Origin of the sequence: Arthrobacter glacialis, from assembly GCF_002909445.1 — a bacterium.
GTDB lineage: Bacteria > Actinomycetota > Actinomycetes > Actinomycetales > Micrococcaceae > Specibacter > Specibacter glacialis.
In genome coordinates this window covers 81,397-97,151 of record NZ_PPXC01000008.1, presented here as the reverse complement: position 1 = coordinate 97,151, position 15,755 = coordinate 81,397, and the positions used below count along the sequence as shown (strand labels likewise).

The following is a 15,755-nucleotide window of genomic DNA, read 5'->3' as shown; positions in this document are numbered from 1 at the left end:
TTCGGAACAGTGGAGTAGCTCTGCGGCCTGCTCTGGTTCGTAGAATTCGCGCTGCATGGCGTTGGCTATCCTCTCGCGTGTAGTTGGCTGGTGTGCTGACGCAGTCCCTGGAATGGCCAGCTCTTTGTGGCGACATATTCGATTCTCTGAGGCTTCGTGCTCGAAGGACCCTCAGTCACCATGACCCGACCGGCTGGCGGTCCTCTTCACCCAATGGGCACGGTGATGCAACGGGTGCACCTAGCCATGATCGTTTCTTACCGGTTACGGAATTTACGGATCCGATCGAAGTAGGAGCCATGCCTGGAAATCTGTCCGGCTTACGCGCAGGTGCCTTCCAATCCGGTAGGCGTGTGGCCCAATGCCCTTGGCTCTCCACTGGTAGAAGGTCTGCAGCGGAATCTGCAGTTCGTGGCAGATTTCACTGGGGGAGAGCAACTGTGTGACAGTCGAATCGGTTTGACTGTCGTGCTCCGTGTAGTCGGTCATCGCGGTGCCTTCCCTTCGGTATTGCCAACATTCAAGCATCGGCAAGTGTGACTAGGTAACTACTCATAGTCGGGAAAGCAACTTAGTCCATGACCGAGGGGTGATGGAGCCGGTTCTGTTCAGAGCTCCAATCCTAAAAACTGGCACACCCGCGTCATTTCCTGGAATATTTGGGGTGCATCGGAGGCATATATTGAGTCGAAATTACCAGGAATTGCCACACTGGCGCTGACGAACCCAGCTCTCGTTAGCTGTTCAAGTTCCCGATTGACCGTGGCGGCTGAAAGGGACAGTGCGTCAGATATGTCAGGGGCCGGGGCAGGACCATGAGTAACCAGCATATGTAAGATGCGGCTTCGGGGCAGGTTCATCAAGATTGAGGGTTCCATGGAAAACACTCCCAGAAGGCTACCTGCAGGACGGAATATACCCGTCTACTCTGCAAAACTTACTCTCACTCGGTCATGGTGTAAATGCCCCAAATCCCTATGACTTCGTGTAAGTCGCCGCCGTGGCGCGGCGTTTCCGACAAATTCAGATGGAAGGTTGATCACATGACCCAGCATCCTCAGGTCGAAGCTTTTGTCAGCGCTGCGGAATCGATGCGAGGAAACCGCTATTGGGCAAGGGATCCGCAGGAACAAATCGAATTTCTCACTGCGCTTCGTAATGTACTCGCGGAAGTTTGCTTCCATCTTGATCGGAACCAATTGCTCAACCAGGAGGGGCTTCGTGCTTTTGCTGCCAGTTCGGGTGCTCCTCACGGGTTGCCGTGGCTAGAGCCCAGCGCAGAGACCGTCCTCCTGCCCGAGTTGGATAATGCGATTCAGCGTTGTCTTGCGGGGTTGGAAGGCGCGGACAATACTTGAGTGGACGCGACGATTCGGCATGGGATAGTCGGCGAGCCGACGCCATTATCGTGAGGAGCCTGGCATGAGCGCTGGAAGCGGCAATCTGCAAGACCAGCCATCGCCTCAGCTAGCCCTTTCTAGGCGCCTGAACCTACTTCTAGATGCTGCTGCAGAAAAACGTGGCTATGACGTGACTTTCCGTGAGGTCCAAGATCGATTGGCTGAACGGGGCGTGAGCATGTCCCGTGCCCGTTGGTTCTATATGAAGGACGGGACAAGGGCGCTGGTCACCGATAGGAAGGTTTTGACTGCAATCTGTGAGTTGTTCGATGTTGATTCGTCGTATTTGCTGGACTTGGGCTCCGACGTGCTTCCCAGAAGCATTGAAGCAAGGCTTGAATTTGTTAAGGCCCTGAGGGTGTCGCGAGTGCAGGCCTTTGCCGCGCGCACACTTGCCGACGTTGCACCGGAAACGCTCGATGCCATTACTGATTTTCTGAAGCACGGCATGACCGCAACAGCTGATGGTGCTAGCGAGTCGGCTCAGTCAAATACCGAAGGTGGGCCTCCAGAAGGGCCTTGACGCGGTCAGGGTTAACTGAATACCTCGGCGCGCGACCGTGCCTGCGCCCTGGTTCGACGTCTGCACTGACAGCCCCGGCTTCTTCAAGGAGTATCAGGTGCTTGGCGACGCTTGCCTCGCTGGCTCCAACGTTGGCCACGATTTCGCCGCGCGGGTTCGGCCCGTTTTCCAATAGATAGCGGATGATCTCGGTGCGCGCTCGATTGCCAAAGGTGGCGACCGCCAGCTCGACTTCGTGTGGCCAATCCGGGCCTATCGGATGCGTAATTCGGGGCATAGCTTCATTCTGCCTCAAAGTTGTCCACAGGGTAAGAGTGACGCCCCTTGACAATATCTCTTTGATGCTTGGACACTAGTCTTATTACCTTTTGAAGTGGGTCACCCGCAATCGTTGATTTCGCACCGACCCATGGGGCCCGGCATATGCCGGAACGATCCTGCCGCCACCAACGGTGTCCCCAAGATCTTCTGCACAACGTCTGACGACGTCGCGCTTGATATTCAGTCAACGCATGAAGCGGTGATCATCATGGGTCCTTGGACCAGCGAAGCATGTGAAGTACCTATCGACGGGGCGGTCGATCAGTCCCTTGCCCGCCCGCCGGAACCCGATATCCCTATCGATCAGCTGATGAGGGCTGTTGAGGGAGTTCGTCCCTATGTGAAGATTCACCTGGCCCGGTTTGGGTTTTCCAAGACGTGAATGACGTCCTGCAGGACATCCGTGTTGCTGCGTGGGAGGGAACGGTGAACGGCAGCTATCAGGCATTTCCCGGAGTGAAGTTTGATGCCTGGGTTCAGGGGATCGCTTGTAATCTGTGCGCTGATCACATTCGGCGCACCTTTGCCAGATCGACTCTGCCATTGCTGGACCAAGGCGAGTCCGGCTTTCAGAGCCAGATTGATGTCCAGCTGACGCGCCTCGATGACCAAGTCACCAATCATGTCTGGGCCACGGAGGTTTTGCAGTTCGTCAAGGCACACGTGCCCGAGCGCACATGGGATCTGGCCGTTGCCAGTCTTTCTGACGGGAAGGCGCAATTCACGGCAACCAACGCTGATGTGTCCGCAGGTATGCGCTGGCAGTCCGTTTTCGTGGTCCGCCAGATGGCTCTGACGGCGAGTCGGGTCCTGGATGTCGATCCGCATCGGGTTGTTGACCTGGCATCACTGCGTAGGGCTACAGTTGCATCGCTTTCAAATCCGATGCTTCGACTCATCGCAGAGCGCATCGTCCTGCCGGCAGTACTGGGCAAGGCACGCGCTGCGGCGGTCGCCGAGGTCGCACAGGAGGTCGGAGTCAGTGTGCGCTACGTCAAGGTGCAGGTCGGCCTAGTGCGCAGCCTCGTCCAGGCAGCCGAGGAAATTTTGCGGGCAGGGACAGGGATTGAGGGTGCTGTCATCAAAACGGCAGGCAGCTCGGCGGTCCACGCCGTGTCCAAGGCCTAGCTCCTCAAGCAAATGAGGTGTGACCATGAAATCGACATGGCTGGCGCATAGGGACGGGACAGGCCGACGCCGGCCGTGGATCCTGCTACTGGTCGCTGCCGTAGTCGTCGCTGGGATTGCCGCGGTGCTCTCAATCCGGCCCCCGGAGGTCGGCCCTGTTGCAAGTACCCCGGAGTCTGCGGTTACGGCTGCGGTCGCAAGCCCCACGGCTAAAGCGACGGCGGTGGAACCGCCGACCATGACAAGCTCACCTGCGGATCAATCGGCTGCGCCAGCTGGCGAACCTTCAACCCTGGACTTTCGGCAGCTTGCCAACATAGCTGCCCGCACCATCTACACATGGGATACGCGAACGGCCACGTATTCGGAGACGTACGGGAGGCTTCGCAGCTGGTGGCATGTGTTGCCGGATGATTCAAACCCCCTGACCATCTTCGCGCAGCAGTTCGAAGCCACAGGAACCAATGCGGCGGCCTATGCGTCCTTGACTGGAGCGAAAGGATATCGAACTGCACAGCCTGCGAACTCATCGTGCGACGAGCAGCTGGCACAATATGTCCAACAACCTCCACCGTGGGTGGGCATGCACGTGTGTGCCGTGACCTTGAGTGTCGAGGAGCACACAACGTCGGGGGACAACAAATACACCGCGCCCGTCAGCATCGTCGTCAACTGTCCGCCTGCTGTATCTGCCCCGGCTGACCGCTGTGAGATGGTGGCTTTCTACGCTGCTCCTGAACGAATCGTTTACTGATGCCAGCCCCGGCGCTCGTTCTGGGCATGATCAAGAGACGTGCGGCCCTCAAATTAGCTGGGGCGGCATTCTCAGCCATGGTGCTGTGTTGCGTTATGGCGCTTTGCGGGGCAATTGCTCTGGTAGCTTTTGGAGCTCAAAGCTCGACGGCGGCTTGCATAACGGTCGATCCTGGCGGCTCGGGTCAGGCCCTGACGATCACAGTGCCTGACCGGGCGCCCACCACATTGAGCCAGTCGCAGGTGACCGTGGCCCAGGCTTACATAGCAGTGGGCCGTGCACGGTCAGTCCCAGACAAAGGCATCGTGATTGCGTTGATGATGGCGTTGCAAGAGTCCAATATGCAAATGCTGGCCAACTCCTCCGTGTCCGAGTCCTTGCAATATCCGCATGATGGCGTGGGTAGTGACCATGATTCAGTCGGCAGTGCCCAACAACGCCCTTCGGCGGGATGGGGGAGCATTGCCGAACTTATGCAACCCGCCTACGATGCTGAAGCATTCTATGGCGGGCCACAGGGGCCCAACCATGGGTCGCCTCGAGGACTTCTTGATATTCAGGGCTGGGATCAAATGGACAGGGGCGCGGCAGCTCAAGCGGTTCAAGGATCTGCTTTCCCAGAAAGGTACGCCCAATGGCAGACCGAGGCAGAATCAATCCTGAAAGCCTTGGGATCGTCAACCGTTCCGGCGGACTGCACTGCGAACAGTTCAGGGACGTCACAACCAACAATTCCAGCCGACTTGAGCCAACTTCGACGTGCGATCACCGCGTACGCGCAGGAGGGAGTCGGCGGCGCCTATGTCTGGGGTGGAACTGCCTTCAAAGCATGGGACTGTTCCGGCTACGTGCAGTGGGTTTACGACAAAGCGGGAATCCAGCTGCCTCGAACAGAGCAGTGGACGGCGGTAACGCCTACTTCGAATCCGCAGCCAGGTGACGTCGTGGTTCAGAATCCCGACGGACCAAACCACTGGGGCCACGTAGGCATCTACGCCGGCAACGGCATGATGTACAGCGCTCTCAATCCGGCCGTTGGCACGTTGTTACACCCTGTGGCGTGGAACAGCGGATCGGCATATTTTAGGATGGTGCCCTAGAAATGACTTGCAACGATGGAAATGACGAAGCTGCCGTGACCACCAGGGACTACGGCGGCATCCCAAACCATAAATCGTCATTCAGCCGGGGGAATCTGCCTGCATAATACTGTTGTTGTCGTGATTAGATGAGACGCTTTGTGACTGGATGACTTTCTGAGACGTATCGCGCCCCGCAAGTCATTTTCAGACGCCTTCTGCACGACCTTGGTGCGCCCGTAGGGCGAACGCTCTGCGGTACAGTCGGCGGGCTTTCAAGTTGCTGGTGAGATTCTGGCGCAGAGTTGAACTTCACGGTCTGTGTGGGGTGGTTTCAGGATCTCATTGTTAATTAATCCTCTGCGGGTTTTAACGACAATTGACCGGTCCCGGAATGGCGGAGCACGAATGCTCGCATGTTCGGGGCCCGATCACTTGTCCGCGGTGCCGTTCAGAAGCCATACTTGCCGGGGGCGGTGTCTTTTGGCTGCCTTGGACTTAGCTTGTTTTGGAGGCGGTTAGTTTTGCCGAGTTCGCTGCAGCAGCTTTTAGGATGTCAGCGATGCGTTGGAACTGGGAGTCCTGCTGTTGGACCAGGGTCGTCACGTACTTGTCCAGGATTGTATCCAAAGTGGCGTGCAGGCCTGTCTGGTCGCGGCAGATAGCATCGGTCACGGCGATTTCCCGTTCCTTTTGGCCGCCCGCGGCAGTTCCGGCATCGACTGCCTGCCAGGGACCTTCGAAAGCGGAAAATGGGGTTTCCGCCATGCAGTCCTTCCACGCCTTGACGGCATCAGCCACACCAGGATCATCAGATGCGGCGTGGCTGGCGGGAGTGAGGATGTTCATGGCTGCAGCAGTTGCCAGACCGTAGTTCTCAGTGTTCCCGTAGATGGTCTTGGCGGCTTCGAGTTTACACCCGCCCAAGAATGTTCCCATGGTGCCGACTTTGACGGGTTCGCCGGTGGCTTCGGTGCCATTGAGGGCTTCGAGGAAGCCCGGATTGGCGAACAGGTCAGCTTCAGCTGTTCCCAGTGCCGCTTCGTGGGGACCCTTAGGCTGCACTGATGAGTAGCCGCTGTTCTGTGCAGTCACCAGATCTAGCCGGCTGATGCCCATGGCTCCGTTGAGATCGACGCCGGTAGTCTCCGGTAGGGGCGTGTAGTCGAATCCGGCAGCTACAAGGCACTCATGCGTGGCTTGGCTGTACCCGGATCGTGCGATGGTGCCGGAGTTCAGCAATGCCTCTGTACTGTTGGTGATGCCGCCGATCGGTGTCGGGGATGCGGTGATGCCAGGTCCGGGGATGGCGGATGCCCCGATGACAGCTGCGGTGCCTATGGCTAGGACCGCGAGGGAGATGATGCGCTTATTCACGGTGACTCCTTATACTCGGTGACGCTCGGAGGATTGGTTGTTAGGTCAGTAGACCGTTTTGGTGGGCGAAGGCCACCAGTTGAATGCGGTTTTTGAGGTGGAGTTTTGACAGGATGGCGCCCACATGGGACTTCACAGTGGCTTCGCTGAGGACTAGGTTCGCGGCGATTTCAGCATTGGACAGGCCTGTGGAGGCTAGTGCGAAGACGTCTTTCTCCCGCTCGGAGAGGACCTCAATGACGGCAGGGTTTCCCTGATCGGCGCTGGTGTAGTCGCGCAGGAGTTCGTTGGTGATTGATGGTGCGATCACTGAATGACCCGAATGGACTGTTCGAATGGCCGCCAACAGGAACTCCGGTGTTGCGTCCTTGGTCAGGAAACCTGCAGCTCCGGCCTGGATGGCACGTACTACTGCTTCGTCATGTTGGATGGTGGTGAGGACTATGACTTTGGTTCTTGAAGATGACTTGGAGATGCGAGCTGTTGCTGTGATCCCGTCCATCACTGGCATCCGAATATCCATCAACATGACATCCGGTGCCGATGCCTCCGCCAGCTGGACCGCGGCTTGTCCATCTGTGGCTTCTCCAATGAAATCAATGTCTGCTTGGCTGCGCAGGATCATCTTCAGGCCGGCGCTGAACAGCGGTTGGTCATCGACCAGGGCGACACGAATGGTTGGTGCGCTCATGAGTGATTCCGTTCAAGGGGTGGTGCACCAATGGCGGCGCTGACAATAAAGTGGGTGTCGGTGGGGAAAGCGTTGAGCCAGCCGCCGGTGGCGTTGGCTCGGGCAGTCATTCCGGGTATTCCCCGGCCGGAGCCTGTGCCCGATGCGCTTGCTCCTTCGCCCGAAGGCTGCGCTGTATCGGCTGGCAGTGTTGATTCGATACGCACGATGACGCCGCCGGGATGCCAGTTCAAACCAACGTCGGCCCCTGCACTGTGGTCTCCGTGCTTGAAGGCATTGGTCAGGCTTTCCTGCACGACCCGGTGGACAGCGGGCCCATGCGGTTGGACCAGTTTGTCGGGGTTGCCCTCTTCTGAAAGGCGGACGGTCATGCCGGAGCTGGTTAGCCGTTGTGCCATCAGTTCGATGCCGTCGGTTACTGCAGCGACGGACAGATCAGGGTTGGTACCTTCAATCATTCTCCGGGTTTCCACCAAGGCGCTCCGTGCGGCCTCGGCGATGACGGTAGCGGCGGCTTCGACTGATTCTGGTTCGGTGCGGTGGATGTAGCGGATTCCTTCGGCTTGGGCGATCACTACAGCCAGGGAATGAGCCAAAACATCATGGAGTTCAGCAGCTATTCGGTTCCGTTCCTGTTCCACTGCAAGGGCCGTGGCCGTCTCGCGAAGTCGGGCCTCAGCTCGCAATTGGGCTCTGCGGCTGGCCGACGTGGCACTGACAGCGACGCCTAAGGCCCATGCCCCCAAATTGACGGCGGCAAAGGCTCCCATGATCAACAGGCACACCGTGAGGCTGCGGACCATGCCTCGGCCGTAAAGGTGAGTGCCGAAAATGAAGTTGATCCACGGCCCGTCCTGAAACCACGAAACGGTGGCAGCGGCAGCTAGAAGGACAGCCGACACCGGGAGCACCCGCCGGCGTGGACCGCGATACCCCCGCGTGGCAAAGAAGACCACGAACGGCACCGCACAATACGGTAGTACACCGGCCACGAGAATCGATGGGAAAACGCCAGCGGCCTGGGCAACCAATGCGCAGCCAGCAAACGCAAGTGCCACAAATGGGATCGTGTCCGCCACGGCAATGGCCAGGCCAAGGGCGAGCAACAGGGCACTGTTGGCATTGAATTGCCGGTCTTCAAGGACCGACAGCCAAAGCACCAGGGCGGCAGCGCAGCCTGGTGCGGCCAAGAAGCTGAGGCGAGGACGAAAGCGGAGGATGCTGTGCATAGCTTCACACTATGTTCCGGTGTGACTCCAAATGCACCAAAACCCTGCAGGTTCCACACTTCGGATGATCAAGTTCAACCTTGCTGATGAGAACCTGCCCCCAGGGTACATAACCGACCGTAGCCGCGCCTCTCGAACCACTCAATCGGAGAATGGGTTCCATACGGGAACGCTATGCGGTACTGGGACTGTATTCTGTTGGTTTCATAGACTTTGGGGTGGGAACGACATGAGAAGTACCCGTAATGCGCCGGCATTCCTGATTGGCGTGATCATGATTCCAATTGGCATGTTTCTGTATGGGCCAATTGGAGGGCGTGTGGCCCGGCAGGAATACCGTGATCACGAGGATCTTTACACTTTGCTCTTGTTGTTGGGTGGGGTGATCATTCTGGCCGGAATAGTTCTTGTTGTCCTTAGCATTTTTCGATCGCTTCGGAAAATTGATCGACTACCCAATGATGCATCGGTTCCGTCGCCCGACCGGGACATTTCGGTTCCCACGGTTCGTTAGAGCCAGGCATCGATTCGGCGTCTTTGGAACAACAGCAAGGCTTGGCGCTACTGCTCATAAATCCGAAATGGTGTCGAGGTAGTTCCACGCCGTATCCGCTGACCATAGACCAACGCTCTACCGGAACGATATGTCAGTAATCTGAAACCTTGAAATCAGGAGTTGCGCCTAGGCGCCTACTATTAGACAGATGACGTTGGACTCTCAAAATGACACGCACACAACTCTCGGCCGGCAATTTCGAACACCAGCTCACCCTCAAGTTCTGGAAGCACTTGGACGCGCCCACTATTGCTTCTTGAGCCTAGAAGAATCTGTGTCAGCGATTCTCTTCGAAACTGGGGCCTCGACTCTCCCCGAGGTTCAGGCAAAAATGGCAGGTTCTAAGGAGAGAGAACTTGAGAATCTTGCAGACCAATACAGATTAGTAGCGTCTGGCGTTGTCGTCGCAGATGCGCTCGATCAAGCTGTACTTGAATTCCGGAAGGCGCGGCAATCGGTGCGCAATGTACTCTTGCACGCTCATCCATATACGGCAGGTGAAGATGCGGAGGGTAATTACCTTCCAGGGTTGGCCTACACTGCGGCCGATGGGCAGTCGTGGAAGACAGTTTCGCGGACTCCTGAAGACCTGCTTGACCTCGCGACAAACATCGAGCGGGCGATCGATCCGCTCAGTGTGGCCCGCCTGGCTGTTCAAACGCTGCCACTCTCGGCGCTTAATCCTTGAGTTCTCCTCGGGGATACCGCAGAGACCGGAAAGAATCGTACGATTAGGGCCGGCCACCCAGAGCCTGCCCGTAGCGGGAACCTCCTGTGGGACGCTTCAGTTTTTTGCCCGCCATTGGATTCTATATACCCTTGTGAATCTACGTCGGAGAAGCCTGCTGGCTCCCCATCCACGGTCGCCACGTAACTGTTCCGCTCGTGCATCGCGGCATGCCAGGTGGATAGTTCGCGCGCTTCTGGCCGTGCCCACGCCTGAATCTGCTCCGGCGAGTAATCAGCGGCAGCGGTCTCTGTCACTGCGGCAAGGAAGACCGCCATGGTGTCCGCAGCATCCGCGAGACGGTAAGGACGAATGGCAACTACTGGCACATTGGTGTTTGTTTTCAAGTACACAGAACTAGCATCCCACTTCGACTGGCGATGACCACTCGGCGCTTATCTTGCCTCGTAGCCGAACCCCTACTGCGACGCCTAATTTGCTTGGAAAACGCCGGTTTCCCGGAACAGCGCATATAGCTTCAGCACTTCCAGAGTCGGGGCATGAGTGGGAGACGGTGGATCAATCAGCGGAAAGAACCCAAGGTCACTCACCTCGGACTCTTCTGCTGACAGGCTTCCTTCCCAGCTAGCAAGCACAAAACACATGGCGAAGGCTTGAACCTGATCACCGTTGGGGTAGGTCAAGGTGTGAATTGAAGGATCGGACAGGCACGCGAAAGGTTCGAGGTCTTCTATTTTGGCAACGAGGCCCGTTTCCTCAAACAACTCGGCTACGGCTGCTGTCCTGAAACTCTGGCCAGGTTCGCAGCCGCCAGCGGGCAGCTCCCATACTCCGTTATCCGCTCGGCGCTGGAACAAGGCATGGCCCTCTTGTCCTAGCACGAGCCCTTGAGCCCCAGGCAGAAGAACGAGTTGAGATCCGAGGTGTTGCCGAATCTTCCATAGATAAGAACCAATATGCCCCATGACCTCACCATAACAAGATGTCCCGAACACGTTCCTGAGGGGGACGTCATACGGAGCGGGCCTCTGCAGGTGTGTCAGAGCTGCCTGTTCCAGGCCACTTCACGTCCGAGCTGGCCAGTTTCAGTAAACAGTTGGACTTGATGAGTGGAGGCAAGGGCAACCGCTAGCTCGTTCGTGTCTGCTGACGTGAATCCTGCTTTCTGCCAGAACGGGCCAGACCTGCGGCTAAACAGCCAGGCTTGTTTGGCGCCAGCTTCGACAGCTCGTTCCATCGCGAATTGGGCGAGTTCCAGCCCAATCCCTGCCCCGCGAAGTTCTGGATCAACGGCGACGCTTCGGATAAGGGCGTGACTGCCGTCCTCGCTGCTTTCATATCCAGTCGTGGCGAAAATGCGTGCCGTCGTTTCATCCCGCGAGATCCACAAGTGCACAGTTGATGAATCGAGTCCGCTCAACGTCAGGTCCGCGATGCGCAGGAACTCTGAAATCTCGGCCATATCGGATTCAGTTGCGCGCGCAAGTTTGATCATTCCTCAACGGTATTCACCCAGCGTTGGATTCTCTAAATATGTAGGAGGGTGTCAGAAGTCGTCTCCACAAATTTCAGTACTCTGCTGCACAGCACTCCATCGTCCGCAGGCGGAACGCTCTACAGGACGCCGGCGCGTTGGAGTCGTTCCGGTGCCTGACAGGTGAGTGCATCTAGCGCGACCGGCGGGGATTGGAAGAGGCTTTCACCGCGGGCGTTATGCAGGGCAGGCCACAGGCTCGCGGCCCAGGCAACCTCCTGCTCTTCTTCGGTAAACCGTCTACCGCGCGCCTGCTGGTAGGAGTCGATGAATTTTTCCGAGCTTTCGATGGTTGCCAGCGTTGGGATGGCGGTGCTGGCAAAGGCGCCGGATCCTGCACCGACGATAGCCGCTTCAGGGAGGGCGACGAGGCTGTCCCAATCGTGGACCGCCCATGGGCGAAGCCCCTGCCATCGAAGATTTTGGCTTTCCCAGTCACCGTGCCCAACAGCTAGGGGCAATACTCCTTGTGTCAGCCTTTCCGATACGGCACGAGCAATAACATGAACGTGATCAGGTACGAGGCCTTGGTCCATGGCGTCTATCTCTGGATTTGTAGGCCACAAGCCACCAGTTGGAGGATTCCAGTGCATCCACGGAGGCGGTGAACCAAGCCCGGTTGGGGACTGTGACTCAAGAATCTCCATAAGCCCCGCCAAGAGTCTGGCAGACCGGTTGGCAAAGGAAACGCCTTCACCGGAGTACATTTCACCACCAGGAATCCACGTCTCAGCACTGATCACCAAACCTGGTCCGAGTAGGTCAGCACCGGTCAGCGGCCGGGCGCATGGGAAATCAGCATCGGCAGCTATGCGCTGAATTTGAAGGCATCGACTGATCCTGTCAGCGGAATCAGACCGGACTTTGACGACCACGATGCCCTGCTCATCGGAGTCGTATAGGAACTGATGAGACATTTCACCGCCAGCTTCGGCACGCAAGGATGTCAGGGTGCCGTGGCCGAGCACGCGAAAACACCACCCCTCAACTTCACCTGACATTGAACTTGTCACCATCATTCGATTCTACAAACAGGAACCCGCCGTAATTCCACTGTTGCCTACCACTCCCAGGGACGGCATCTTCTACCGCTCCGCAAGCGGAACGTTCAGCGGGAAAGTTTCCGGCGTTCGGTGAGCTGTCGTCATGAGTTTTCGTTCCGCCTAACCCACGACTCCTCGTACTGGCTGTTTGAGACGAAAGGTGGCCGTGATGTGGGGGAATCTGACAAGTCCTGTGTGAAGAGACTCGGCTTTTTCGCCCAGGTCGCGGATTTTCGCTAAGACGACGTTTCGGTCTGATCTCTGCGCAACGAAGGACCAGGAGCTGGCAAGTTGAACGAGTTGCTCGACCGTCAGCTCGTGATTGAAAGGGAATTCCTTGCGTTCAAAGGCGCCTCGTTCGACGAACTCTCCAGGCACGCTGAGCGTTTGGTCGGCAGGGGTTCCGTCCGGTTCGACAATTGCGGCCAGTGCCTGCACCCACGAGCTGGTGCGGTCCCAGGTATGCCATGCCATGCCCATCATGCCGTTCTGCTTGAGCACACGATCGCATTCATTTGTTGCCTGTTCGGGCTCGACCCAGTGCCAGGCTTGGAGGCAAATAGTGGCGTCGACGCTCTGATCGCCCAGGGGGATGCGTTCTGCCGATCCGCTAGTAGTCGTGATGCGATTAGCGACTCCGGTGGCGGTTCCTCGCAGGACTTTCGGAGCACGGACAACATGTCGGCGGAGGTATCAACCGCGGTGACGGTGTGTCCGAGTGTTGCGATGGCCCGTGTCCCTAGTCCTGTGCCGGCTCCTAGGTCCAGGACTGCCAGTCGCTGGCCGCTCAGTGGAGATCCTAATAGCCACGAGACCACCTCCGCAGACCATGTCGGACGAACATCATCATGCAGTACAGCGCTGTGGCTCGAAGCTGTTGTTGCACTGTGGAACTGATTCATGCCTTCAGCCTAACTAGTGTCCGGGGAGACCCGTCTTGAATACCCAAGGTCCGCTCATAACCGCGTAAAGAATCTGGCGCGTCAAACGAACCGAGGCGCGGTCGTTTGATATTTTATCTGGATCGAGTCCGCCCACCCAGGTCGGTGCGAGTGCTTGTGGCAGAGTTGTCTGTGATCGAGTGGCCAAGAAAGGTTGATGCATTCGTGGATCTTGAGAGTAATCCGGAAATGGCGTCCCGACTGTGCCGTGAAGCGCAGGGGCGATTGATGCGCCGCATGGCCCAGCTGACGGACGCCGACGTCCAATCGCCAAGTCGTCTGCCAGCCTGGACCGTGGGCCATGTACTGACCCATCTTGCTCGCAATGCTGACGCCCATGCGCGCCGCCTGTCAGGTGCGCTGAGCGGCAATAATGTTCCCAAATACGAAAGTGGGGAGCAACAGCGCAGCACCGAGATTGAAGACGGGGCCACGCGGTCGGCTGGCGAGATCATCGCCGACCTACAAGCCAGTATGGACAGTCTTGAAGAGATATTCACGCAATCCACTGCGGCAGGATGGCCCAATGGACACTTCCTCGGCGGAGGGCACTACGGTGTAGCTGGTTGCCCGGCACACAGGCTCCGCGAGGTGGAGATGCACCACGTCGACCTTGGACTGGGCTACACCCCTTTGGATTGGCCGGACGAGTATGTTGCCTGGGATCTTCCGCAGTTGCTTGCAACCGCCCCCGAGCGGCTTGATTCTTCCAATAGTCGTCGGTTGTTTATGGCTTGGTTGGCTGGGCGCGGGCCGCTGGACAGCGGGACAACACTGAACCCCTGGTAACCAACTGCCTCGAGTCGCGCAGCCAAAGATGGAAGACGCCAGTCTCAGATACCGAACGTCATACGGGACAGGCATAGGGCAGACAACGATTTTCATTCAATGTCCATCTGAATGTCGGGGGATTGATGCGCAGCATTACAATCACGGTGCGGCAGACTGTTGTTCATGGACCCATTTGAATCAGAATTGAGAGTCATTGAGGCAGCCGAAGAACTAGCAGCGACGCTCGGAGCAGACAAAAACCATACGGTAGCGGCTGCGGCGATGGATACGAACGGCGTTATTCATCGTGCTGTGAATGTTTACCACTTCACGGGCGGACCGTGCGCCGAGTTGGTCGTCATGGGGATCGCTGCTACAGCGGATGCCGGACCGTTGATAACGATGGCTGCTGCCGGCGATGGTGGACGTGGGCTGATATCGCCGTGCGGGAGATGCCGACAAGCTATGTTGGACATTCACCCTGACCTCATGGTGGCTGTGCCGACAGATAACGGCCCGAAGATGCGCCCGATTCGAAAGATGCTCCCAGACACGTATTTCTTCCCGGATGCAGATTCTCATCGCTTACTGAGATTCAACAAGCGTTACTACGACGTTGTCGCGAACGGAACTAAGGTAACGACCGTTCGCTTTGATGATCCGGTGACTCTGGGGCCGCACACCTTCGTTTTTGAGGACGACGCCGAGCATCGAACACTGGATGGGAGGGTGACAGAGGTTCTGTACTATCAGCTCGATAAAATGACAGCTGAACAAGCTGGTCTTGCACCCGGAACATCCGTCGAGGAGTTTCGCCGCGGACTTCGTTCTCACTATCCTGCGCTCTCCGATGAAGATGAGGTCGGCGTAGTCGCATTTGAAGTTGCCTGATTCGCCTTCACTTCTGAGCGGTAGCGCAACGACTTTGCCCGATACGGGAACCCTCTGCGGGACAGTCACGTGTAAGCGCCAACGTCGCCTTGCCCGATGATGTATCTGGAACACTGTCTACCTCGAAAGAGCCGCACATGCACTCGGCAGTCACGACCACGAAGCCCGTGAAGCTCTCCTTCAATACCTCTCACCACTGGGCTGGGAACACATCAACCTCACTGGCGACCACACCTGGCGCAACACCGCCATGCCCGGCACAGGCAAATTCAGACCCCTGAGTCACGGCAGACGGCCTTAGCGTACGATTTTCCGTTTTCTGCGGCGACCCCTTCTGCCGGGAGTTATTTCACGGTGAGGGTGCCTTTCATGTTGCCGTGGAAGTTGCAGTGGTAAGGGTAGGCCCCGGGTTCGGTGGGGGCGGTGAAGGTGGTGGTACCGACCTGGATATTGACGTCGAACGCGTTGGCGGTGTCAGCGGTGATGGTGTGCGCTTCGATGTCTTCGTTGGTGACGGTGATCTCGGCTCCGGGGCTCACGGTTTCCGTTCCCTGGTATTTGAAGCCCTTGATCAGTATTTTCTCCGGGGCCGCCGCGAGTGTTGTGCCCGGGCCGGAGGTTGAGGGAGAGGTGTCTGTGGTGGTGGAAGGAGGTGACTGGAATTGTTCCGCTGGTGTGGGCGAGGCTGTTGTGTCTGCCCCGGAGGTGCCGGGGTTTCCGCAGCCGGACAGGGCCAGCACTGCTATTGCTGCCGCAAGTCCGATCCTGCTACCGGTTCTGGTGTTTGCTTTCATGGGTGAACCTTTCATGGGCACCGAAAATGGGTGTC

Annotated in this window: 18 protein-coding genes and 2 pseudogenes; 9 read left to right on the top strand and 11 right to left on the bottom strand. The window is 57.7% G+C overall.

Features of this window, described 5'->3' with window-relative positions:
• Positions 1-273: 273 nt before the first annotated feature.
• On the bottom strand, positions 274-489 hold the full coding sequence (locus CVS27_RS21655) for a helix-turn-helix domain-containing protein (protein WP_103465937.1): 216 nt from the start codon (positions 487-489) through the stop codon (positions 274-276).
• Between the two features lie 119 nt (positions 490-608).
• Entirely contained in the window at positions 609-860 is a 252-nt protein-coding gene (locus CVS27_RS21650; protein ID WP_370739512.1) for a helix-turn-helix domain-containing protein, read from the bottom strand.
• A 183-nt stretch (positions 861-1,043) separates the two neighbouring features.
• On the opposite strand from CVS27_RS21650, the gene CVS27_RS11760 reads away from it, so the two are divergent.
• The 5 genes from CVS27_RS11760 (at position 1,044) to CVS27_RS11735 (ending at position 5,226) form a co-directional block, all read left to right on the top strand.
• Positions 1,044-1,358, top strand: coding sequence for a hypothetical protein (locus CVS27_RS11760; protein ID WP_103465935.1), 315 nt, complete (start codon positions 1,044-1,046; stop codon positions 1,356-1,358).
• A 64-nt stretch (positions 1,359-1,422) separates the two neighbouring features.
• A complete protein-coding gene (locus CVS27_RS11755) occupies positions 1,423-1,923 on the top strand; it encodes a hypothetical protein (protein ID WP_103465934.1) in 501 nt (166 codons plus the stop codon).
• A 699-nt stretch (positions 1,924-2,622) separates the two neighbouring features.
• A complete protein-coding gene (locus CVS27_RS11745) occupies positions 2,623-3,372 on the top strand; it encodes an RNA polymerase sigma factor (RefSeq protein WP_103465932.1) in 750 nt (249 codons plus the stop codon).
• Between the two features lie 238 nt (positions 3,373-3,610).
• Positions 3,611-4,126, top strand: coding sequence for a hypothetical protein (locus CVS27_RS11740; RefSeq protein WP_133162928.1), 516 nt, complete (start codon positions 3,611-3,613; stop codon positions 4,124-4,126).
• A gap of 305 nt (positions 4,127-4,431) precedes the next feature.
• Positions 4,432-5,226 carry a C40 family peptidase gene (locus CVS27_RS11735; protein WP_243400154.1) on the top strand — a complete coding sequence of 265 codons (795 nt, stop codon included), beginning with the start codon at positions 4,432-4,434 and terminating at the stop codon, positions 5,224-5,226.
• Between the two features lie 477 nt (positions 5,227-5,703).
• Here the strand turns inward: CVS27_RS11735 and CVS27_RS11730 are convergent, their stop codons facing one another.
• The 3 genes from CVS27_RS11730 to CVS27_RS11720 are packed head-to-tail and all read right to left on the bottom strand — an operon-like array spanning position 5,704 to position 8,502.
• Entirely contained in the window at positions 5,704-6,582 is an 879-nt protein-coding gene (locus CVS27_RS11730) for a hypothetical protein (RefSeq protein ID WP_103465930.1), read from the bottom strand.
• 40 nt (positions 6,583-6,622) lie between these two features.
• Positions 6,623-7,273, bottom strand: coding sequence for a response regulator (locus tag CVS27_RS11725; RefSeq protein WP_103465929.1), 651 nt, complete (start codon positions 7,271-7,273; stop codon positions 6,623-6,625).
• The gene (locus CVS27_RS11720) at positions 7,270-8,502 is read right to left on the bottom strand and encodes a sensor histidine kinase (protein WP_103465928.1); all 1,233 of its coding nucleotides are present in this window, start codon (positions 8,500-8,502) and stop codon (positions 7,270-7,272) included. Before CVS27_RS11720 ends, CVS27_RS11725 begins: the two co-directional genes overlap by 4 nt.
• An 812-nt stretch (positions 8,503-9,314) precedes the next feature.
• On the opposite strand from CVS27_RS11720, the gene CVS27_RS20550 reads away from it, so the two are divergent.
• Positions 9,315-9,746 carry a hypothetical protein gene (locus CVS27_RS20550; protein WP_133162927.1) on the top strand — a complete coding sequence of 144 codons (432 nt, stop codon included), beginning with the start codon at positions 9,315-9,317 and terminating at the stop codon, positions 9,744-9,746.
• Positions 9,747-10,216: 470 nt separating this feature from the next.
• On the opposite strand, the gene CVS27_RS11705 is transcribed toward CVS27_RS20550, so the two are convergent.
• From CVS27_RS11705 to CVS27_RS21645, 5 genes and pseudogenes are all read right to left on the bottom strand, one after another.
• Complete coding sequence (locus CVS27_RS11705) at positions 10,217-10,711, bottom strand: NUDIX domain-containing protein (protein ID WP_103465926.1); 495 nt, start codon at positions 10,709-10,711, stop codon at positions 10,217-10,219.
• A 74-nt stretch (positions 10,712-10,785) separates the two neighbouring features.
• Positions 10,786-11,241, bottom strand: coding sequence for a GNAT family N-acetyltransferase (locus tag CVS27_RS11700; protein WP_103465925.1), 456 nt, complete (start codon positions 11,239-11,241; stop codon positions 10,786-10,788).
• Between the two features lie 119 nt (positions 11,242-11,360).
• Entirely contained in the window at positions 11,361-12,281 is a 921-nt protein-coding gene (locus CVS27_RS11695; protein WP_207767515.1) for an aminoglycoside phosphotransferase/kinase family protein, read from the bottom strand.
• A 162-nt stretch (positions 12,282-12,443) separates the two neighbouring features.
• Positions 12,444-12,947: a class I SAM-dependent methyltransferase gene (locus CVS27_RS11690; RefSeq protein ID WP_279325115.1), complete on the bottom strand. Its 504-nt coding sequence runs from the start codon at positions 12,945-12,947 to the stop codon at positions 12,444-12,446.
• A gap of 29 nt (positions 12,948-12,976) precedes the next feature.
• Positions 12,977-13,225 (bottom strand): annotated as a pseudogene (locus CVS27_RS21645) (class I SAM-dependent methyltransferase); the annotation flags it as partial.
• 204 nt (positions 13,226-13,429) lie between these two features.
• Here CVS27_RS21645 and CVS27_RS11680 point away from each other — a divergent pair.
• From CVS27_RS11680 to CVS27_RS11670, 3 genes and pseudogenes are all read left to right on the top strand, one after another.
• Positions 13,430-14,053, top strand: a complete 624-nt coding sequence (locus CVS27_RS11680; RefSeq protein ID WP_133162926.1) for a maleylpyruvate isomerase N-terminal domain-containing protein — start codon at positions 13,430-13,432, stop codon at positions 14,051-14,053.
• Between the two features lie 165 nt (positions 14,054-14,218).
• Positions 14,219-14,926, top strand: a complete 708-nt coding sequence (locus tag CVS27_RS11675; RefSeq protein ID WP_103466019.1) for an ASCH domain-containing protein — start codon at positions 14,219-14,221, stop codon at positions 14,924-14,926.
• Between the two features lie 103 nt (positions 14,927-15,029).
• Positions 15,030-15,227 (top strand): annotated as a pseudogene (locus CVS27_RS11670) (Tn3 family transposase); the annotation flags it as partial.
• 43 nt (positions 15,228-15,270) lie between these two features.
• On the opposite strand, the gene CVS27_RS11665 reads toward CVS27_RS11670, so the two are convergent.
• Positions 15,271-15,720, bottom strand: coding sequence for a cupredoxin domain-containing protein (locus tag CVS27_RS11665; RefSeq protein WP_103465921.1), 450 nt, complete (start codon positions 15,718-15,720; stop codon positions 15,271-15,273).
• Positions 15,721-15,755: the final 35 nt, after the last annotated feature.